The following is a 20,216-nucleotide window of genomic DNA, read 5'->3' as shown; positions in this document are numbered from 1 at the left end:
TTGTGTGCAACGTGTTCCACTGTGCGGGGCTGGCATCGCCGCCACCAGCGGTTGCCTCGAGTTGCTGTGCGGCGAACTCCGTCGTAGTGTTGCATCTGTTTCGTGAGCGGGTGGTGGTGCGGGCGTCGGGTTCGTCGCGCCGGGCACTGCCGAAGCAAGGAGGTGCGATGGGTTCCAGGGTCACGGTGCGGCAGATCGCCGCGGCCGCCGGGGTGTCGGCCGCGACGGTCTCCCGCGCGCTCAGCGGCAGGGCGAAGGTCGCCGAGCCCACTCGGCGACGGATCGAGGAGGCGGCCCGGCGTCTGGGCCACCTCGACGACGACGCGCAGCCCGGGCCCGGCCCCCGGGGGCGCGCCGCGGCGGGCGGGGTCATTCCGGGCAGCGGTGCGCCGGGCAGCTCCGTGTCGGGCCGTGCCGCGGCGGGCAGCGCCGTGTCGGGCCGTGCCGCGGCGGGCCGTGCGCTGGCGCTCCTGGCCCCGGACCTCGAGCATCCCTCCTACGCCGGCCTGCTCAAGGGGGCGAGCCGTGAGGCGATGCGCGAGGGGTTCACCCTGGCGGTGGCGGACTCCGACGGCGACCACGCGCTCGAGGCCCGCACCGCGCACGCGCTCTGCGATCACGTGGCCGGGCTGTTCCTCGCCTCCACCCGGCTGCGCGACGACGAGATCCGGCAGCTCGCGGAGCGCGTCCCCGTCGTGCTCACGAATCGGACGGTCGAGGGGGTCGACTCCGTGCGGTACGACGGGGCAGCGCCCATGCGTCGCGCCCTCGAGCATCTGCACGCCCTGGGCCATCGACGCATCGCCTACGCGGGAGGGCCGGAGCACAGCCTCGCCGACCGCTCGCGCCGCGACGGGATCGCCCGGGTGGCCCCCGGCCTGTCGGGGCTGGAGATGAGGGACCTGGGGCACTTCGAGCCCGGGCACGGCGAGGGGCGCTCCGCCGCCGATCTGCTGATCGCCTCCGACGCCACGGCCGTGCTCGCCTACAACGACATGGTCGCCGTGCAGATCCTCTCCCGCGTGCGGGAGCGCGGCCTCGAGGTGCCGGAGCACCTCAGCGTGGTGGGCGTCGACGACTCGATCCTCGCCACCGTCTCGCACCCGCAGCTGACGACCGTGAGGACGCCGCACCTGGCGATCGGGCGCACGGCCGTGACGCTGCTGCTGGACCGGATCGCGCCGCGCTCCGCGCCCCGCCCGGAGATCGTGCTCCCCGTGGCCCTGGTGGTGCGGGAGTCGACCGCGGCGCCGCGGCGCGGCGCGGCAGGAGCCCGCTGAGCGGGGCGCCGCCGGGGCGGCGCCGGGGCGCCGCCCGAGCAGCACCCGCCCCGGGCTCTCGGCCGTGCTCAGAGGTGCGCGCGGACCTTCTGGAACACCTCGGGGTACCGGGCGTCCAGCCGCACCGCCGCGAGGCGGAGCCCGATCAGGAACACCACGGCCCCCGCGACCAGCGCCAGCACCCCGGCCAGCAGGGTCAGCGCGAGAGAGCCCACCACCGCTCCCCAGATCCCCACGCCGACGGCAGGGAGCATCGGCACCAGCACCGCGACCATCGCCACCGCCATGGCGATCATGGCGTTGGAGCTGGAGGCGGACTTGTCCTTCATCGGATTGGTGCCCGGGGGCGAGCTCGGGTACGGCAGCAGCACGCTGAGCAGCATCGAGGTGCCCCAGCCGCCGATCAGCGTGCCCAGCGCGATCATCACGATCATCGGGGCCAGCTCCGCCATCCCGAACAGCACCGGGATCACCGCGGTGACCAGCACCACGCCCGGCACCATCAGCACCGCCTGGGCGGCGATGCGGCCCAGCAGATTCGCCCGTGACGGCAGGCCGGTCGCCAGGTTGACCCAGCCCGAGGGGCCGTCGAAGCCGAACTCGTTGGCGAGGCTGATCCCGCTCATGCCGCACATGAACACCGCCGTGCCCAGCATCATCGGGCGGGACTCCGGCAGCACCAGGCCCATCGCCGCGAAGAACACCACGACCAGCGGGTAGACCCCCAGCGCCGCCAGGTAGCGGGTGTCGCGCCGCCAGTACCGCAGCGAACGGCCCATCACCGCCCCGAACGGGCCGGACCGCACGAAGCGCGGCACCAGCGGCGAGACCTTCGCATCCCCGGAGGAGGCGTCCCCGCTGAGCGCCGAGGTAAGCGCGGCGTCGAGCGAACGGCGCCACCACCGCCACACCAGCACGATCGTCGCCGCGCCGATCACCGCCCGCAGCGCGGCGGTGAGCACGTGACCCTCGGCGACGTCCATCGGCACGGAGAACAGCGCTCCCACCGGCGTCCACGCGAGGAACTCCACGACCCGCGGCGCCCACTCGCGCACCAGCGCGGCGTCGATGTCGCCGAGGCGCTGCGCCCCGAGGGAGAACGCGTAGATCGCCGCGAGCATCACCACGAAGCCGGCGATCCCGCCCAGCTCCCGCCCGCTGCGCGAGGAGGTGCGGCTCGCCGAGTGCGCGAACCAGGCGCGCGGCAGCAGCAGGCACAGCGCGTAGGCGGCGAGGTTCGCGGGGATCAGCACCAGCGCGCCGAGCACCACCCATGCCGTCCCGGGCCCGAACAGCACCAGCCACAGCAGCTCGAAGGCGGTGGCGATGCCCACGGCGAGCAGCGTCAGCACGCTGGGCAGGCTCAGCGCCGCGGCGGCGAACAGCCCCGGCTGCAGCTCCTTCGCGCTGCGCGGATAGAGGGCGAAGGCCCGCGGATCGAGGGTGTCGTCCAGACCGAACGCGAACACCGGGATCAGGAACCACGCCAGCACCGTCACCGCGCCCAGGCCGCGGATCAGCAGCGGGAAGGTCGCACCCTCTCCCGCCCACAGGGTCGCGCCCAGGAACAGGAGCACCAGCGACGCCAGGCCGCCCAGCGCGTACAGCACGCCGATGAGGGTGCCGATCAGCTTGCCGACGTTCTTGCGGTAGGAGCGCTTCCACAGCGTCCACTTCAGCCCCAGCTGCAGGCGGATCAGGGCACGCGGCGAGATCTCCCCGTGGTGGACGCCCTGCGCGGAGGCGACCTCGGCGTGGGCGCTGCTCAGGACTCCAGCCACGACAGGCTCCCCTCCGCGACGTTCCCGCCGCCCACGAGGTCGATGAAGGTCTGCACCAGGGACCCGCCCTGGCGCACCTGCTCGAGCGTGCCGTCGGCGAGCAGCTCGCCGTGGGCGATGATCGCGACGTGGCTGCACAGCCCCTCGACCAGCTCCATCACGTGGCTCGAGAGCACCACCGTGCCGCCGCCCTGCACGTAGGTGGTGAGGATCGTGCGGATCACCTGCGCGGAGACGGGATCGACCGCCTCGAGCGGCTCGTCCAGCACCAGCAGGCGCGGCCCGTGCAGCAGCGCGCAGGCGAGCAGGATCTTCTTGGTCATCCCGGCGGAGTAGTCCACCACCAGCTTGCCGTCCTCGTCCGCGAGGTCCAGCGCCGCCAGCAGCGAGGCGCTGCGCTCCTCGACGACATCCGGCTCCATGCCGCGCACCAGCCCCACGTAGGTGAGCAGCTCCTGCCCGGTGAGGCGGTCGAAGGTGCGCAGTCCGTCGGCGAGCACGCCGAGGCGGGCCTTGGCCTGCTGGGGCTGCTGCCACATGTCGTGCTCGAGCACGTGGGCGGTGCCGGCGTCGGGGCGCAGCAGGCCGGTCGCCATGGACAGCGTGGTGGTCTTGCCGGCGCCGTTGGGGCCCACGATCCCGTAGAAGGATCCCTGCGGCACGTCCAGGGAGAGCCCGTGCACCACCTCGGTGCCGCCGAAGGACTTCCTCAGCCCCCGGATCGACAGGGCGGTGCGCGCCGGCACCGCGGCGTCGGCCGTGACCGGGGCGGCGTCCGGCGCGACGTGGTGCGCGGAGGGACCGGCCGCCCCGGGCGCCGCCGGTGCTGCCGACCCCGCGGCCGGGGATGCGGAGGAGGAGGACAGGGGGTCGCTGTGCATGCGATCACGCTAGTGCGCCCCGGCGCTCGGCCGTGCCCACCGGACGGACAGCACGGGTCCGACCTTCGTCGGGGGCGGCTCGAGGTCGACGGGCGTGGCTAGGATGCACGTGACCGCCATGGTCAGGACGGAAGGAGTCCCATGCCGAAGCTGCGCCCCGCCCCGCGACCTCCCGGTCTCGCGCCCGAGGTCGAGGAGATCCCGATGGGGATCCGCCGCGCCGCCGCCTGGTCCTGGCGGATGATCGTCGTGGTCGCGGCCTCCGCGCTCCTCATCTGGGGGCTGCTGAAGGTCGCCGTCCTGGTCATCCCGGTGCTCATCGCCGTGCTGCTCGCGGCGCTGCTCACCCCGGTGGTCAAGGTGCTCACCCGCTACACCTTCCTGGGGCGCGGCGCGGCCAGCGGCATCGCCCTGCTGGGGCTGCTGCTGGTGATCTCGGGGATGTTCACCCTCGCCGGGCGCCAGCTCTTCGCGCAGTACGCGGACATCCAGAACAAGGCCATCGCCGGCTTCCAGGCCCTGACCGACTGGGCCACCGCCACCTTCCAGATCGACGACACGATGATCAACTCGGCGATCGAGGAGGGGCTGGCTCAGCTGCAGCAGAACGCCGATCAGCTGGTCTCCGGCGCCCTCGGCACGGCGGCGGTGCTCGGCAACGTCGCCACCGGCATCGTCATCTGCCTGTTCGCGCTGTTCTTCTTCCTCGCCGGCGGCTCCGGGATCTGGCGCTGGACGGTGGGCCTGCTGCCGCCGGCCGCCCGGGTGCCCACCCATGAGGCGTTCCGTCGCGGATGGAAGGCGCTCTCGGCATACATCCGCACGCAGATCCTGGTCGCGGGTGTGGACGCCACCGGCATCGCGATCGGCATGATCGCGCTGGGCCTGGGCTCGTACGCGGTGCCGATCTGGCTGCTGGTGTTCCTGTTCTCCTTCATCCCGCTGGTGGGTGCGATCGCCTCCGGCGCCGTCGCCGTGCTGCTGGTGCTGGTGCTGAACGGATGGATCGGCGCGCTGATCATGCTGGCGATCGTGCTGGCGGTGCAGCAGCTCGAGGGCAACGTGCTGCAGCCCTTCCTGATGGGCAAGGCCGTGGAGCTGCACCCCCTGGCGGTGTTCCTGGGCGTCGCGGCAGGCGCCATGGTGGCCGGGATCGCCGGGGCGCTCTTCGCGATCCCGCTGATCGCCTTCCTCAACGCGACGCTGCTGTACGTGGTGGGCCGGGATCCCAGCCCCGAGCTGGGCCAGGACCAGGCCAGTGCGCAGCACTTCGCCTCGCTGGGCCGGAAGGGCGCGGCGGCGGCGCAGGGCCGTGCCGAGGCGGCGGCCGCCGCGACGGCCGTCCCGAGCGCGCCGCGACCCGTTCCTGCGACGGCAGGCGCCGCCGCGTCGGGGACCGCCGCGCCGGTCGCCGCGACGCCCGGCGGAGCCGCCCCCTCGCCGGATGACTCCCCGTCGGCCGCCCCCGTCGACCCCTCGACCGGCGCATCGCCCGCGGATGCCGCGCCCACCTCCGAGGACCGGCCGGACAGCGCCGCCCACGAGCAGGAGCCCCCGGCGACCCCGCCGCGCGAGGGCGGGGCCTGAGCGCCCCGCGCGGGGACCGGTCCCGCGCGGCCGGACGCCGCGCCGCACGAGAGGAGGGCCCGTCCGGTAGCTGCCGGACGGGCCCTCCTGTCGGCGAGCGGACCGGGGTGGACGCTGGGTCACCCCCGGTGGGCTCGGGTGAGGCTCAGGCCGTGTAGGGCGTGGCCTTGAGGATCTCGATCGGGAAGGACTTCCCGTTCGGGGCGGTGTAGTCGACGGTGTCGCCCACCGTCGAGCCGTGGATCGCGCTGCCCAGCGGGGACTCGGAGGAGTACACCTCGAGAGTGTCGTCGCCGTCGGCGATCTCGCGATTGCCCAGCAGGAAGGTGCGCGTCTTGCCGGCCATGGAGATCTCCACGACCATGCCCGGCTCGACCACGCCGTCGTCCTTGGGGGACTCGCCCACCACGGCGTTCTTCAGCAGCCGCTGGAGGTCCGCGATCCGCGCCTCCATCTTGCCCTGCTCCTCGCGGGCGGCGTGGTACCCGCCGTTCTCCTTGAGGTCGCCCTCGTCGCGCGCCGCGGCGATGCGTTCGGCGATCTCGGTGCGTCCCGGGCCCTCGAGCTCCTCGAGCTCCTTGACCAGGCGGTCGTACGCGTCCTGGGTGAGCCAGGCGCCATTCGGCTGGCTGCTCATGGGTTCACTCCTGTCGTCCTTGATGAGGCGCACGGGAGCGAAGGGCCCCCAATACGCGAATCACGGGGCACATGTCTCATGCGCCCCGTGTGCGGGTGATGATGAATCGGCGTTGTGCCGGTTCCGGAGCACTGTACACGTTCGTGCTGACGGATCCGCGGATCGTCCCCCGATGTCGCCGCGGCGGAGGCAGGGCGTCAGCGCGGCGAGCAGTCGATGATCTCCGCCGAGACCGCCTCGCCCTGGGTGGAGATCTCCACGTGATGGGTGCTGCGGCGCGACTCCTGGGCCGGGATCGTGGTCTCGAGGAAGCCCACCTGGGCCCGCCCCTTGTTCAGGGCCTGCACCCGGCAGACGGCCTCGGTGCCGGGATCCATCGTGACCTGGAAGTCGACCGCGATGACGTCGTCGGCGAGGTGCTGGTAGGCGAGCACTTCGTGGCGCACCGGCGTGCTCGCGGCCTGCACGCCCACGTAGCCCACGATCCCCAGGAACACCGCCGCGGCGAGGGCGATCAGGACGCGGGACGTGCGACGGCCCACGAGCGGCCCGCCGTAGCGCTGCTCGTGGCGCCGGTCCGGGGCGGTCATGTGCACGATCCCGCATGAGTCATGGCCCCAGTGTTCCAGACCGCGCCTCGGAGGAGCCCGACAGGTGCCGGGGATCCCATCGGGCGGGGGAGCGCCGTCGGGCGCGGAGGCCGCCGTGCACCTGCCGCCCTCCTCCCAGGGGCGGGAGCGCCGAGGTGGCGTAGGATCGGACGCCGGTGCGACGTGACCGTTCGCGTCGCGTCCGCCCCGTGCCGCACCCGACCGCGCCGGGGCGCCGCGCCCCGCCCGGACACAGGGCGGCGACGCGCACCGTCCCCGTGGACCCGTTCCCGTCCCACCCGCCGCCTCGGAGGAGCCCCGTGACCGTCCAGCAGCCCACTCCCGAAGAGCCCCTGCGCATGGTGGCCGTCCACGCGCACCCGGACGACGAGTCGTCCAAGGGGGCAGGGTCCACCGCGCGCTACGCGCGCGAGGGCGTCGAGGTCACCGTCATCACCTGCACCGGCGGCGAGCGCGGCGACGTGCTGAATCCCCGCCTGCGCGACGACCCCTCGGTGACCCGTGAGACGCTGCCCGGGATCCGCCGGCAGGAGATGGCCCGGGCCCAGGAGATCCTCGGCGTGGGGCACGAGTGGCTCGGCTTCGTCGACTCCGGCCTGCCCGAGGGCGACCCGCTGCCGCCGCTGCCGGAGGACAGCTTCGCGACGATGCCCGTCGAGGAGGCGGCGCGCCCGCTGGTCGAAGCGGTGCGTCGCCTGCGACCGCACGTGATGACCACGTACGACGAGAACGGCGGCTACCCGCACCCCGATCACATCCAGACCAACCGCATCAGCCTGGCGGCCTTCGATCTCGCGGCGGATCCGCAGTTCGCGCCCGAGCTCGGCGCGCCGTGGGAGGTGGCGAAGCTGTACTACATCAACGGCTTCCACCGCCAGCGCTTCGCCGCCGTGAGCCGCCACCTGCACGCCGAGGGCACCCCCAACGAGATGCTCGACCAGATGCTGCAGCGCTACGACGAGAGCAACGACCGCCTGCTCACCACCCGGATCGACGTGCGCGACTACCTCGCGATCCGCGACGACGCCCTGCGCGCCCACGCCACGCAGGTGGACCCCGAGGGGCCGTTCTTCCGCATCCCGCACGCCGTGGAGACCGCGGCCTGGGGCACCGAGGACTACGAGCTGCACATCTCCCGCATCCCGGTGAAGCTCCCCGAGAACGACCTCTTCGCCGGCCTGCGCCACGAGCACCTCGGGGCCCGGGCATGACCGGCGCGGGTGCGGTGCGGGCCCTGGGCGCCCTGGTCACGGCCCCCAGCCCCTCGGACGGCTCGGAGTTCAACTCCGTCACCGTCTCCCCGGGCCTGCCGGGCTTCTTCGCGATGTTCGTGCTCGCCGTGCTGGTGGTGCTGCTCGCGGTCGACATGACCCGCCGCACCCGGCGCGTCCAGGCACGGGCCCGGGTGGAGGAGCGCAAGGACGCCGAGCGGGACGCCGCGCAGGAGCGCGAGCATGCGGAGGAGGACGCACCCGGGGACGAGCCCGAGGAGCGCCCGGAGGCGGATCACGGCCCCGGGGAGGGCGATGCCCCGCCGCAGGAGGGCCGGGACTGACCTCTCCGGAGCAGTCCGGGACGGCCGCGTCCCCGTCGGCGCCTCACAGCACCGCGACGGCCACCGCGGCGAAGTGGCAGCCGAACCCCACCAGGGTTCCCGCATGGAAGATCTCGTGGAACCCGAACCACGCCGGGGACGGATTGGGGCGCTTGAGCGCGTACATCACGGCGCCGGCCGTGTAGGCGAGGCCGCCGATCACCAGCAGCCACACCACCGCCCAGCCCCCGCCGGCGTGCAGGGCGGGCATGTAGAACACCGCCACCCAGCCCAGCGCCACGTACGCGGGCACGTAGATCCAGCGCGGCGCGCCCGTCCAGAACAGGCGGAAGCACACGCCCACGGCGGCGCCACCCCAGGCGATCACCAGCAGCGTCAGCGCCTGGCGCGGCGCCAGCAGCGTCACCGCGATCGGGGTGTAGGTGCCGGCGATGATCAGGAAGATGTTGGCGTGGTCGAAGCGGCGCAGCATGATCGCCCGCTGCGGCGACCAGGTGCCGCGGTGGTACACGGCGCTGATGCCGAACAGCATCCCCGCCGTGAGCACGAACACCGCGCAGGCCAGGCGCGTCGCGAAGCTCTCCCCGACCGCGACCAGCAGCAGCCCGATCACGAGGCTGGTGGGGAAGGCGATCAGGTGCAGCATCCCGCGCAGGCGGGGCTTGGGCAGCTGCAGGCCCAGCTGCGTGGCACGGCGCGCCATCGCCCGGGTGAGGGTGCGCGGGGCGAAGGGGAAGTTCTCGGCGGTGGGCAGCTCCTCGTCGGCCGGGAGCCGGGTGCCGCCGCTCTCGGCGACTGCGCGAGCCGCCTCCTGCTCCTGGGGAGTGCGGGCGTGCTGGGGGGCCTCGCGCTCGAGGAGCGCGTGGGGCTCGCCCTGCCCGGGGGTGCCGCTGTCGCGGCGCTGTCCGTTGCTCATGGGGACACCGTAACCTACGCGACCGTAAGTTCGAGGTGCGGGGCCTGTGCCGATCCGGTGTCGATCCGTGCGGGGAGTCCGGAGCACCGGGATCGTCGTCGATAATGGGGCGTGCGCCCGCAGAGGCAGGGCGCACGGCACGATGGACGGCGCGCGGGCCACGGCCCCGCACGACGGCCCGACGGGGACCCCGCGGGCACGGGACCAGGGCCGCGGGCGCGCGGTACGGACGAGGGGAGGAGCACCGCGATGGACGATGACGGACTCCTCTACCGGGTCTACGAGCGGCGCCTCACGCGGGAGCTCGAGGCCTTCGACCTGCCCCAGCACCTCGGGGTGATCGTCGACGGCAACCGCCGCTGGGCGAAGGAGGCCGGGGAGAGCACCGAGCACGGCCACCGCGCCGGCGCCGCGAAGATCCTGGAGTTCCTCTCCTGGTGCGAGGACCTGGGCATCCCGCTGGTCACCGTGTGGATGCTCTCCACCGACAACCTGCGCCGCCCGCCCGAGGAGCTCACCGCGCTCTACGGCATCATCGGCGACACCATCGCGGCGATCATCCGGGCCGGCCACTGCGTGCGCCTCACCGGCAACGCCGGCGCCCTGCCCGCCTCGATGCGGGCGGAGATCATGCGCGAGCAGGAGGCCGCCCCCCGCGACGCCCGGCTCACCGTCAACGTCGCCATCGGGTACGGCGGGCGGGAGGAGATCGTCGACGCCGTGCAGGAGCTCGTGCGCGACCTCGCCGGCCAGGGGCTGGACGGGGACGGCATCGCCGAGCGGATCAGCATCGAGTCCATCACCGAGCACCTCTACACCCGCGGCCAGCCCGACCCGGACCTCATCATCCGCACCTCCGGCGAGCAGCGCCTCTCCGGCTTCCTGCTGTGGCAGTCCGTGCACTCGGAGTACTGGTTCTGCGAGACCTACTGGCCCGGCTTCCGGCGGGTGGACCTGCTGCGCGCCCTGCGCGACTTCTGCCGACGCGAGCGGCGCTACGGGGCCTGAGGAGCACCGGGCGGGCGGAGCGGGTGCGGCGCGGCGGTCGCCGGGCGGACCGTGCGCGGTGGCCGCCGGGGCGGACGGTGCGCGGAGGCCGGCGGGCGGACGGGGGCCGTCGCCGGGCTGACACGACGATCGCCTCCCCGCCGGAGCACGTGACCGGTGGCACACTGGCCGCATCGGGAGGTGTGCAGAACTCCCGATGACCATCGGGTGAACGTCGGCCCCGCATTCCGCGGGACTCGCCCGAACGCGGATGCCGACGGGGCTAAGGTCCAGGCAACCGCACCAATCCGGGAGGCCACCATGGACGACACCACCACTGCCCGCGAGACTCTCCCTGCCGAGGGCGGCGTCACGGCCCTGCGGTCGGTGGGCCGGGCGGAATCCCTCGGGGCGGCGAACCCGGACGGCGCCCCCGTGGTGCCCTCCCTGCGTCCCGGCGTCGCGCAGCAGATGCTCGCCGAGGTGGAGACCGGCGTGATCACCTACGTGCTGGACACCTCCGTGCTCCTCTCCGACCCGCTGTCCCTGCACCGCTTCGCCGAGCACGACATCGTGCTGCCGATCGTGGTGGTCACCGAGCTCGAGGCCAAGCGCCACCACCCCGACCTCGGCTACTTCGCCCGCCAGGCCCTGCGGATCCTCGACGACCTGCGGGAGCTGCACGGCAACCTCTCCGTGCCGCTGCCGATCGGCAAGGAGGGAGGGCACGTGCACGTGGAGCTGAACCACATGAGCACCGCCTCCCTGCCGGACGGCTTCCGGCTCGGCGACAACGACACCCGCATCCTCGCCGTCGCCAAGAACCTCCAGCTCGAGGGCAAGAACGTGGTGCTGGTCTCCAAGGACCTGCCGATGCGGATCAAGGCCAGCGCCTCCGGCATCCACGCCGAGGAGTACCGCGCCGAGCTGGCCCGCGACCGCGGCTACACCGGCATGGTCACCGCCGCGGTGGACGAGCAGACCATGACAGACCTCTACGACGGCCGCAGCGTGGACGTCCCCGACATCGCCCACCTGCCCGTGCACACGGGCCTGACCCTCACCAGCCCGCGCGGCTCCGCGCTGGGCCGGGTCACCCGGGACAAGCAGGCACGACTGGTCCACGGCGACCAGACCGTGTTCGGGGTCTCCGGCCGCTCCGCCGAGCAGCGGGTCGCGATCGACCTGCTGCAGGACGAATCCGTGGGCATCGTCTCCCTGGGCGGTCGCGCCGGCACCGGCAAGAGCGCCCTCGCCCTGTGCGCCGGCCTCGAGGCGGTGCTGGAGCGCCGCACCCAGCGCAAGATCATGGTGTTCCGGCCCCTGTTCGCCGTGGGCGGGCAAGAGCTCGGCTACCTCCCCGGCGATCAGAGCGAGAAGATGGGGCCGTGGGGGCAGGCCGTGTTCGACACCCTCGGCTCGATGGTCTCCCAGAACGTGATCGACGAGGTGCTCTCCCGCGGCATGCTCGAGGTGCTGCCGCTGACGCACATCCGCGGCCGCTCCCTCCACGACGCCTTCGTGATCGTCGACGAGGCCCAGTCCCTCGAGCGGAACGTGCTGCTGACCATGCTCTCCCGCATCGGCCAGAACTCCCGCGTGGTGCTCACCCACGACGTCGCCCAGCGGGACAACCTGCGCATCGGCCGCTACGACGGGATCGCCTCCGTGGTCGAGGCGCTCAAGGAGAAGGAGCTGTTCGCCCACATCACCCTGCAGCGCTCCGAGCGCTCCAAGGTCGCAGAGCTCGTCACCCACGTGCTGGACGAGCCCATTCCCTGAGGGGTGAGCGGGACCCCGATCTGCTGCACTGCCGGCGGGGCCGGCGCCGGGGCGGGGCCCAGGGCCGGCGACGGGGCGGGGCTCAGGGCCGGCGCCGGGGCCAGGCGCGACGGCGAGCGCCGACGGCTGCGAGGCGGTGGGATGCTCCGGGCTGCGAATCCAGGGGGCGTTCCCGGCCGGGGATGTCATGGACTGGCTGATGGTGATGCGAGCTGCACATATACGCATCTCGGGTCACCATCGGCCCGTGCATGCGTGATGGTGGGGTAGTCCGTCCGTGACGTGGGGCGAGGCGTCGGTTGCTTGCGCAGGGCGAGCCGGCCGGCGGTGAGGTGGGCGCGGCCCGCCGGTGCGCGAGGTGCGGCGAGCCGCCGATCGTCCGCGAGGGACGAGGCGCAGCCGGTCCGAGTGCCGCGCGGCTTCGGCAGGCAGCGCCTGCGGTGGCCGAATCCCGGCCGGGACCAGCGTGCGGCGGGTCTGGGAAAGTCTCTCGTCCCCTCCCCACTCGCCCGTCGTCCACAGCCCGCGACCTGTGCCACGACCGTGCGCGGGTGATCTGGTGAGCTCGGGAGATGCGAGTCAAGGGAGTGGTCCTCAAGACGCACCTTCCACGCGCTGTCCCCGATGCGCGAGAACGGCGTGCACTTCTGCGCACCGGACGCATCCGGCCGGTGGGGCAGTGGTATGTGACCGACGATGCTCCCCAGGACCTCGTCGACCTGCTCGCGCTGGGCGTTCGTCCCACCTGTCTGGACTCTGCGTCCCTGCACGGGCTGTGGGTTCCGCCCGGGGACGGCGTCCATGCGTTTCGGCCGCGCGTCATCGACGCCCCATCACCGGTGCCGCACCTACGCCCGATCCGACGGAGGCGGGTCCCGGGAACGGACGAGCTGATTCCGCTCTTTGACGCTGGTGCACGCCGCGGGGGCTCCTCGCCGGAGCCACTCGTCCTGCACGCTCCGCGGCTTCGGTCCTGGGGCAGTACGGATCCCGTTCCTGACCTCCTTCAGACTCTCCACCACGCGGCACGCTGTCTGCCGACGGTCAAGGCGGCGATCCTGATCGAGTCGGCACTGGAGAGCGGGCGGCTCAGCGACGGCGACCTGGGGACCTTTCTCGCCGGGCTCCCACAGCGCTACCGGCGCCCCCTCATGAGAGTTCGATGTGACGCGCAGTCCGGGACGGAGACCGCCGTGCGCTGGTGGTTGGAGGAGCGCTGCGTGAAGGTGCGCAGCCAGGTGCAGCTGCTTCCCGGCATTCGTGTCGATCTGCTGCTCGGCTCCAACTGGGTGATCGAGTGTGACAGCAGGACGTTCCATGACGACCCGCGCCAGTACCAGAAAGACCGACAGAGGGACCTCGTGCTCTCGGCCCGTGGCTACCGGGTGACGCGCCTGACCTGGGAACAGGTGTTCCTGCATTGGGGGCGTACGGCACGGATGCTGCAGACGATGCTCCGTCGCCGGGAGCATGTCCGGGCTCTGCCCGCGTGACCGGGCCCTTCGGGCGCGAGGATGAGTCTGCAGCGGGGGATCGGACGATGACCGGAGTCGTGGAGGGACCGATGGTGATGCGAGGTGCGTATATGTGCACCTCGCATCACCATCGGCCCGCCCGGAGCCCGAGATGGGCATGTCCGGAGCCCGGAGTGGGCTTGCCCGGAGCCCGGGGCGGGGCCGGGCGAGACGGCGAGCGCCTCACCCGATCGTCGGGAGGGGCGCTCGCTTCGGAAGGACGACGTCCGGCTCAGGCCTTCGGCGCGGTCATCGACAGCACGTCCAGGGCGCTGTCCAGCTGCTCCTCGGTGAGCTCACCGCGCTCCACGAAGCCCAGCGCGATCACGGCCTCGCGCACGGAGATGCGCTCGGCGACGGCGTGCTTGGCGATCTTCGCCGCGGACTCGTAGCCGATGAGCTTGTTCAGCGGGGTGACGATCGAGGGGGAGGCCTCGGCGTAGAAGCGGGCCTTCTCCTCGTTCGCGGTGAGGCCGTCCACCGTCTTGTCGGCCAGCACGGTGGAGGCGTTCGCGAGCAGGCGGATCGACTCCAGCAGGCTGGTGCCCATCAGCGGGATCTGCACGTTGAGCTCGAAGGCGCCCTGCGCGCCGCCCCACGCGATCGCCGCGTCGTTGCCGACGATCTTCGCGCACACCATCAGCACGGCCTCGGGGATGACCGGGTTGACCTTGCCGGGCATGATCGAGGAGCCCGGCTGCAGGTCCGGGATCGCGATCTCGCCCAGGCCGGTGTTCGGGCCGGAGCCCATCCAGCGCAGGTCGTTGCAGATCTTGGTGAGCGACACGGCGATGGTGCGCAGCGCCCCGGACATCTCCACCAGGCCGTCGCGGTTCGACTGCGCCTCGAAGTGGTTGCGGGCCTCGGTGAGCGGCAGCGAGGTCTGCTCGACGAGGTTCGCGATCACCTTCTGCGGGAACCCGATCGGGGTGTTGATGCCGGTGCCCACGGCGGTGCCGCCCTGGGGGACCTCGGCGGTGCGGGGCAGGGCCGCCTCGACGCGCTCGATGCCGTAGCGGAGCGAGGCCGCGTAGCCGCCGAACTCCTGGCCGAGGGTCACGGGAGTGGCGTCCATGAGGTGGGTGCGGCCGGACTTCACCACGTCCTTCCACGCCTCGGCCTTGGCCTCGAGCGACCCGGCGAGGTGGGCCAGCGCCGGCAGCAGCTGCTCCACCACGCCCTGGGTCACGGCCACGTGCACGGAGGTGGGGAACACGTCGTTGCTGGACTGCGAGCAGTTCACGTGGTCGTTGGGGTGCGTGTCCGTGCCGGCGTTCGTGGCGAGGGTGGCCAGCACCTCGTTCATGTTCATGTTCGAGCTGGTGCCGGAGCCGGTCTGATAGGTGTCCACCGGGAACTGGTCGTCGTGGTCGCCGGCGATCACCTCGTCGGCGGCGGCGACGATCGCGTCAGCGATGGCGCCGTCCAGCACGCCGAGCTCCTTGTTGGCGCGGGCGGCGGCCTTCTTCACCTGGGCGAGGGCGTGGACGTGTGCGGGCTCCAGGCCCTGGCCGGAGATGGGGAAGTTCTCCACGGCGCGCTGGGTCTGGGCGCGGTAGAGGGCGGAGGCGGGCACGCGCACCTCGCCCATCGTGTCGTGCTCGATGCGGTAGCCGTCCTGCGCGGCGGGCGTGGACTGGGTCATGGGGTGCCTCCTCAGAGCGGGGTCAGGTGGGGATCGGGTCGTGGTCGTGGTCGGGGAGAACGAGGGGCGGTGAGGCCCGGGACGGGGTGCGGCGTGCGCCGGGGCGTCGGGGTCTGGCGGGAGCCGACCGGCCCCGCGCCGGTGGGCGGCCGACGGCGCACCCTGCGTGCGCGCCGACCGCGGCGTTCAGGTGAGCTCGTGGCTCCAGGGCGGGTTCGCGCCCGCGCGCGAGACGGTGATGGCGGCGAGGGCGGCGGCGTGCTTCAGCACGGCGGCGACGTCGTCGTTGGGGAGGTCCGCGAGGGCGGGGCGCTGCGCGGCGCCCAGCACGCCCTTCGCCGCGAGGGCGTCGAGGATGCCGGCGGAGAAGGTGTCTCCGGCGCCGACGGTGTCCACCGCGTCCACGGCGACCGGCGAGACCTGCACGCGCCCGGAGGCGGAGAAGCCGACGGCGCCCTCGCCGCCACGGGTCAGGACCGTCAGGGCGGGACCGTGCTCGAGCCAGGAGGCGACCACGTCCTCGACGTCGTCGGTGCCGTACAGCCAGGCCACGTCCTCGTCGGAGGCCTTGACCACGTCGCTGAGCGCGATCGTGGACTCGATCCGCTCGCGCACCGCCTCCGGCGCGCCCATCAGGGTGGGCCGTGCGTTGGGGTCGTAGCTGATCGTGGAGCGTGCGCGCCGTGCACGCAGCACGTGCCTCACGGTGTCGGCGCCCGGGGCGAGCACGGCGGCGATGGACGACGTGTGCACGGCGTCGACGTCCGCAGGCAGGCCGTCGGTGTGCGGGTCCCACACCAGGTCGAACTCGTAGGTCGCCGCGCCGTGCGCGTCCAGCCGTGCCAGGGCGGTGGAGGTGGGGGCGGCCACGGAGCTGCCTGGCGTGAGCTGCACGCCGGAGTCAACCAGGTGCGCGCGGAGGGCGTCGCCTCGGGCGTCGTCGCCGATGCGCGTGAGCAGGTGGGTGACGTGGCCGAGGCGGCCCAGCGCCACGGCCACGTTCATCGGGGATCCGCCGGGATGCTCACGACGTGCACCGTCGGCGTCGACGACGATGTCGGTGAGTGCTTCTCCGGCGATGAGGAATCTCGCGGTCACGGCTCGATCATCGCAGGTTTCGCGCGAGGGGGCGAACGGACGGCGGGGGAGTGATGCAGGTCCCTCCGCCAGAGGCGGGGACGCGCGGCGCGCGGGGGAGCGGGCAGGGACAATGGAGGCATGCACGATCCCGATCGCCCCGAGTCTGCGCCCGAGCCCGACTCCACGCCCGCGGCCGACCAGACTCCCGCGGCCGACCCGTCGCTGGCGGCCGAGCCCGGGTCCGGGTCCGGGTCCGGACCCGGGCCGGATGCCGCGCCGCGCCCGCAGCCGAAGTCCGCCTACGAGCTTCCGTCGCGGAAGAACACGGTGCTGCGCAACATGGTGTGGGCGCTGCTGCTCACCATGGCAGTGGTGGTGGTGGTCGCGATCGCGTTCTTCGGGGTGGGCAGCGATCTGGAGCGGACGCCGCTGGAGAACTCGGAGTTGGATGCCACCGCGAGCGCCGAGCGTGCGGACGAGGTGGCGCCGTTCCCCGTGGCCCTTCCCCAGCTGGGCGAGGGCTGGTCCGAGCGCACCGCCCGGTTCACCGACGGGGCGAACCCTCGCTGGCTGCTGCAGTACACCTCCCCGGAGGGGCAGCTGGTGACCCTGGTCGAGGAGTCCGAGGTGAGCGCATCGATGCTCTCGACCGCGCTGCCCGGCAGCACTGTCGTCGAGGAGTTCACCCTCGAGGGCGCCGAGTGCACGCTGCTGCGCGGGGGCGAGGACGGCGCCGAGCACCTGGGCATCGCCTGCGACGGGGAGGACTGGGGCCTGCTGGTGCACGGCGCGACGGAGCGGGCGGAGCTCGAGGACGTCGCGCGCGCCGCGATCGACGACATCGCCTGAGCCGCGCTGGCCGTGCCCCGGGACCGGTCCGGAGCGGGGTGCCCGGACGGCTACCGGCCGATGCCCGGTCCGGAGCGGCCGACGCCAGCCGGGTGCGCCCGCCGCCCGGCGCGGGGTGACCCCGCGCCGCACCGGGCGCGCCGGCTCACTCCTGCGGCGTGGTGTGCCCCTCGGCGCGGCGGGCGGCGACCGCATCGTCCAGTCGGTCGCGCGCCCCGTCCAGCCACTGCTGGCAGCGGCGGGCCAGCATCTCCCCGCGCTCCCACAGTCCGATCGAGTCCTCGAGACCGCCCTGTCCGGACTCGAGGCGACGCACCACCTCGACGAGCTGGTCGCGTGCGGCCTCGTAGGAGAGGGCGGCGATGTCCTCGGGGAGCGGCTGGGGATCCTCGGCAGGGGTGACGGGGGCCGTGGCGGCGCCGGTCCCTGCGCCGTCCGTGCCGGTGCCCTCGGCAGGGGCCGGTGCGGTGGGATCGTCGTCGGGGCGGGTGCTGGGCGTCATCGGGACTCCTCGGGGGCGGTGGGGGCGTCGGGACTGTCGGGGGCGTCAGGGCTGGTGGCATCGGCCGCGCCGGTGGCGTCGCGTGAGTCCGGGGCGGGCGGCGGGGTGTACGGGTCGGCCTCGGTGCGCTCCACGCCGAACCGGCCGCCCGCGACGCGCACCGAGAGCGCCTCGCCGATCGACGTCTGCGCGGGCGCGCGCACGATGGTGCCGTCGGCGTCCTGCACCACCGCATAGCCGCGCTCGAGCGTGGCCAGCGGGCTGAGGGAGCGCACCTGCCGGCCCAGGTGGTCGATCTCGTCGGCCGCCCGGTCCAGGCGGGACCCGATGAGGGTGCGGGCCAGGGCGATCCGGGAGCGGATCTCGTCGGCGCGCCCGGCGAGGATAGTGGAGGGGTTCTCCAGCACCGGCCGTGAGCGCATCGCGTCCAGCCCGGACTGCTCGCGCTCGATCCGTGCGCGGATCGCGGCGCGCAGCCGGGTGCGGCCCAGCTCCAGCTGCTCGACCTCGGCGACGATGTCCGGCACCACGCGCTTGGCGGCGTCGGTGGGGGTGGAGGCGCGCACGTCCGCCGCGAGGTCGATCAGCGGGGTGTCCACCTCGTGGCCGATCGCGGAGACGATCGGGGTGCGGGCGCCGGCGACCAGGCGCGTGAGCTGCTCGTCCGAGAACGGGAGCAGGTCCTCGAGGGAGCCGCCGCCGCGGGAGACGATGATGACGTCCACGTGCTCGAGCCCGTCCAGTTCGCGCAGCGCCGCGGAGACCTCCCGCACCGCCTTCGTGCCCTGCACCGCGACCTCGCGGATCTCGAACTGCACCGCCGGCCAGCGCCTCCGGGCGTTGACCACCACGTCCCGCTCCGCGGCGGACTCCCGGCCGCAGATCAGCCCGACCGTGCGCGGCAGGAACGGCAGGGGCTGCTTGCGGGAGGCCTCGAACAGACCCTCCGCGGCGAGCACCCGCTTGAGCTGCTCGAGGCGGGCCAGCAGCTCGCCCAGACCCACCGGGCGGATGTCGTCCGCCTCGAGCTGGAGGCTGCCGCGTTTGGTCCAGAAGGTGGGCTTGGCGTGCACCACCACGCGGGCGCCCGCGACCGGCTCCACGGGCAGGGCGCGCAGCACGTGCTCCCGCACCGGGACCGAGAAGGACATGTCCACGTCCACGTCCCGCAGCGTCATGAAGCTCAGCCCCGCGCCGGGGCGGCGGTTGAGCTGGACGATCTCGCCCTCCACCCACAGCGGGGACATCTTCGCGACGTACTCGCCGACCTTCACCGACAGCTGGCGCAGCGGCCACGGGTTCTCCGCGGTGGTCTGCGCGGCGGTCGGGGCCGGCGCCGGCCGCGGGGCGGCCTCGCCGCCCGCGCCCGGAGCGGAAGAGGGATGCGTCATGGGTCCACTCTGGCACGCGCGGCCGACAGGCCGTGGCAGGACAGCGGCGGTGTGGAGGAGCCGCGGCTGTGGAGGGGAGCTGGCCCCGGGGAGGCTGCGCAGGCTGAGGAGCAGGAGTCGTCGAGGGGAGGGTGTGGAGGGATGGTGACACTCGCCCCACCGGTCGCCCCCGGCAGGCTCCCGCTCCTACGATGGGAGGCGTGAGCACCGGAACCGTCCTTCTTGCCGAGCCGCGCGGCTACTGCGCTGGCGTCGATCGCGCCGTCGTCGCCGTGGAGCGCGCCCTGGATCACTACGACGAGACCGTCTATGTGCGCCACGAGATCGTGCACAACAAGTTCGTGGTGGACCGGCTGAAGGAGAAGGGCGCCGTGTTCGTCGAGGAGGTCGACGAGGTGCCCGAGGGCGCGCTGGTGATCTTCTCCGCACACGGCATCTCCCCGAAGGTGCGGGAGATGGCCGAGCAGCGCAATCTGCGCACCATCGACGCGACCTGCCCGCTGGTCACCAAGGTGCACAAGGAGGCGGTGCGCTTCGCCCGCCAGGACTACGACATCCTGCTGGTGGGCCACGTGGGCCACGAGGAGGTCGAGGGCACCGCCGGCGAGGCGCCCGAGCACGTGCAGATCGTCAACGGCCCCGAGGACGTCGACAAGGTCACGGTGCGCGATCCCGAGCGGGTGGTGTGGCTGTCGCAGACCACCCTCAGCGTCGACGAGACCATGGAGACCGTCGACAAGCTGCGCGAGCGCTTCCCCACCCTGCAGTCCCCGCCCAGCGACGACATCTGCTACGCCACCCAGAACCGCCAGGTCGCGATCAAGAAGATCGCCCCGGATGCGGATCTGGTGCTGGTGGTGGGCTCCCCGAACTCCTCGAACTCGGTGCGCCTGATGGAGGTCGCGAAGGAGGCCGGTGCCAAGGCGTCCCATCGCATCGACTCCGTCCACGAGCTGCGCGAGGAGTGGTTCGAGGCTGTGGAGACCGTGGGCGTCACCTCCGGCGCCTCGGTGCCGGACGTGCTGGTCCAGCAGCTGCTGAACGTGCTCGCCGAGCGCGGCTACGGCGACGTGAAGCCCGTGCGCACCGCCACCGAGGACCTCATGTTCTCCCTCCCGCGCGAGCTGCGCCAGGAGATGAAGTCCCGCGGCACCGTGGACACCCGCCGGAAGCCGACGGGGGACGCCGCCACCGCGGAGTCCTGATCCGAGGATCCCG

18 protein-coding genes are annotated in these 20,216 nt (G+C 73.1%); 9 read left to right on the top strand and 9 right to left on the bottom strand.

Annotation, left to right across the window (positions count from 1 at the left end; genetic code table 11):
• The first annotated feature begins 167 nt into the window (after positions 1-167).
• On the top strand, positions 168-1,280 hold the full coding sequence (locus DWV08_RS09050; RefSeq protein ID WP_115413485.1) for a LacI family DNA-binding transcriptional regulator: 1,113 nt from the start codon (positions 168-170) through the stop codon (positions 1,278-1,280).
• 68 nt (positions 1,281-1,348) lie between these two features.
• Here the strand turns inward: DWV08_RS09050 and DWV08_RS09045 are convergent, their stop codons facing one another.
• Both DWV08_RS09045 and DWV08_RS09040 read right to left on the bottom strand, forming a co-directional pair.
• Positions 1,349-3,061 (bottom strand): hypothetical protein, encoded by a 1,713-nt coding sequence (locus DWV08_RS09045; protein ID WP_115413484.1) that lies wholly within the window; start codon positions 3,059-3,061, stop codon positions 1,349-1,351.
• Positions 3,046-3,942: an ABC transporter ATP-binding protein gene (locus tag DWV08_RS09040; protein WP_115413483.1), complete on the bottom strand. Its 897-nt coding sequence runs from the start codon at positions 3,940-3,942 to the stop codon at positions 3,046-3,048. The genes DWV08_RS09045 and DWV08_RS09040 overlap by 16 nt, the downstream gene beginning before the upstream one ends.
• Positions 3,943-4,083: 141 nt before the next feature.
• Between DWV08_RS09040 and DWV08_RS09035 the strand changes: the two genes are divergently transcribed.
• On the top strand, positions 4,084-5,529 hold the full coding sequence (locus tag DWV08_RS09035) for an AI-2E family transporter (protein WP_115413482.1): 1,446 nt from the start codon (positions 4,084-4,086) through the stop codon (positions 5,527-5,529).
• A gap of 145 nt (positions 5,530-5,674) precedes the next feature.
• On the opposite strand, the gene greA is transcribed toward DWV08_RS09035, so the two are convergent.
• Both greA and DWV08_RS09025 read right to left on the bottom strand, forming a co-directional pair.
• A complete protein-coding gene (gene greA, locus DWV08_RS09030; RefSeq protein WP_115413481.1) occupies positions 5,675-6,166 on the bottom strand; it encodes a transcription elongation factor GreA in 492 nt (163 codons plus the stop codon).
• Positions 6,167-6,363: 197 nt separating this feature from the next.
• Positions 6,364-6,756: a DUF4307 domain-containing protein gene (locus DWV08_RS09025; protein WP_115413480.1), complete on the bottom strand. Its 393-nt coding sequence runs from the start codon at positions 6,754-6,756 to the stop codon at positions 6,364-6,366.
• 320 nt (positions 6,757-7,076) lie between these two features.
• Between DWV08_RS09025 and mca the strand changes: the two genes are divergently transcribed.
• Together mca and DWV08_RS09015 are read left to right on the top strand one after the other, a co-directional pair.
• The gene (mca, locus tag DWV08_RS09020) at positions 7,077-7,988 is read left to right on the top strand and encodes a mycothiol conjugate amidase Mca (RefSeq protein ID WP_115413479.1); all 912 of its coding nucleotides are present in this window, start codon (positions 7,077-7,079) and stop codon (positions 7,986-7,988) included.
• Positions 7,985-8,332, top strand: coding sequence for a hypothetical protein (locus tag DWV08_RS09015; protein ID WP_162801536.1), 348 nt, complete (start codon positions 7,985-7,987; stop codon positions 8,330-8,332). Before mca ends, DWV08_RS09015 begins: the two co-directional genes overlap by 4 nt.
• Positions 8,333-8,375: 43 nt before the next feature.
• On the opposite strand, the gene trhA is transcribed toward DWV08_RS09015, so the two are convergent.
• A complete protein-coding gene (gene trhA / locus DWV08_RS09010) occupies positions 8,376-9,248 on the bottom strand; it encodes a PAQR family membrane homeostasis protein TrhA (protein ID WP_241237200.1) in 873 nt (290 codons plus the stop codon).
• Between the two features lie 249 nt (positions 9,249-9,497).
• Between trhA and uppS the strand changes: the two genes are divergently transcribed.
• From uppS to DWV08_RS16740, 3 genes are all read left to right on the top strand, one after another.
• Entirely contained in the window at positions 9,498-10,256 is a 759-nt protein-coding gene (gene uppS, locus DWV08_RS09005; protein WP_115413478.1) for a polyprenyl diphosphate synthase, read from the top strand.
• Positions 10,257-10,706: 450 nt separating this feature from the next.
• On the top strand, positions 10,707-12,017 hold the full coding sequence (phoH2, locus tag DWV08_RS09000) for an RNA 5'-3' helicase PhoH2 (protein ID WP_115414973.1): 1,311 nt from the start codon (positions 10,707-10,709) through the stop codon (positions 12,015-12,017).
• Positions 12,018-13,237: 1,220 nt separating this feature from the next.
• Positions 13,238-13,510 (top strand): DUF559 domain-containing protein, encoded by a 273-nt coding sequence (locus DWV08_RS16740; RefSeq protein ID WP_127097454.1) that lies wholly within the window; start codon positions 13,238-13,240, stop codon positions 13,508-13,510.
• 253 nt (positions 13,511-13,763) lie between these two features.
• Here the strand turns inward: DWV08_RS16740 and DWV08_RS08985 are convergent, their stop codons facing one another.
• Entirely contained in the window at positions 13,764-15,176 is a 1,413-nt protein-coding gene (locus DWV08_RS08985; RefSeq protein WP_115413476.1) for a class II fumarate hydratase, read from the bottom strand.
• 186 nt (positions 15,177-15,362) lie between these two features.
• Complete coding sequence (locus DWV08_RS08980) at positions 15,363-16,274, bottom strand: carbohydrate kinase family protein (RefSeq protein WP_115413475.1); 912 nt, start codon at positions 16,272-16,274, stop codon at positions 15,363-15,365.
• Positions 16,275-16,394: 120 nt separating this feature from the next.
• Here DWV08_RS08980 and DWV08_RS08975 point away from each other — a divergent pair, with 120 nt between their 5' ends.
• A complete protein-coding gene (locus tag DWV08_RS08975) occupies positions 16,395-17,105 on the top strand; it encodes a DUF4245 family protein (protein WP_115413474.1) in 711 nt (236 codons plus the stop codon).
• 145 nt (positions 17,106-17,250) lie between these two features.
• Here DWV08_RS08975 and DWV08_RS17365 read toward each other — a convergent pair whose 3' ends face one another.
• Both DWV08_RS17365 and xseA read right to left on the bottom strand, forming a co-directional pair.
• Positions 17,251-17,607, bottom strand: a complete 357-nt coding sequence (locus DWV08_RS17365; protein WP_115413473.1) for an exodeoxyribonuclease VII small subunit — start codon at positions 17,605-17,607, stop codon at positions 17,251-17,253.
• Entirely contained in the window at positions 17,604-18,998 is a 1,395-nt protein-coding gene (gene xseA, locus DWV08_RS08965) for an exodeoxyribonuclease VII large subunit (protein ID WP_241237199.1), read from the bottom strand. The genes DWV08_RS17365 and xseA overlap by 4 nt, the downstream gene beginning before the upstream one ends.
• A 191-nt stretch (positions 18,999-19,189) precedes the next feature.
• Between xseA and DWV08_RS08960 the strand changes: the two genes are divergently transcribed.
• Positions 19,190-20,203: a 4-hydroxy-3-methylbut-2-enyl diphosphate reductase gene (locus tag DWV08_RS08960; protein WP_115413472.1), complete on the top strand. Its 1,014-nt coding sequence runs from the start codon at positions 19,190-19,192 to the stop codon at positions 20,201-20,203.
• Positions 20,204-20,216: the final 13 nt, after the last annotated feature.

It is taken from the genome of Brachybacterium saurashtrense (assembly GCF_003355475.1).
Taxonomy (GTDB): domain Bacteria; phylum Actinomycetota; class Actinomycetes; order Actinomycetales; family Dermabacteraceae; genus Brachybacterium; species Brachybacterium saurashtrense.
The sequence above is the reverse complement of the archived record's forward strand: the minus strand, read 5'-3'. Positions and strand labels throughout refer to the sequence as shown.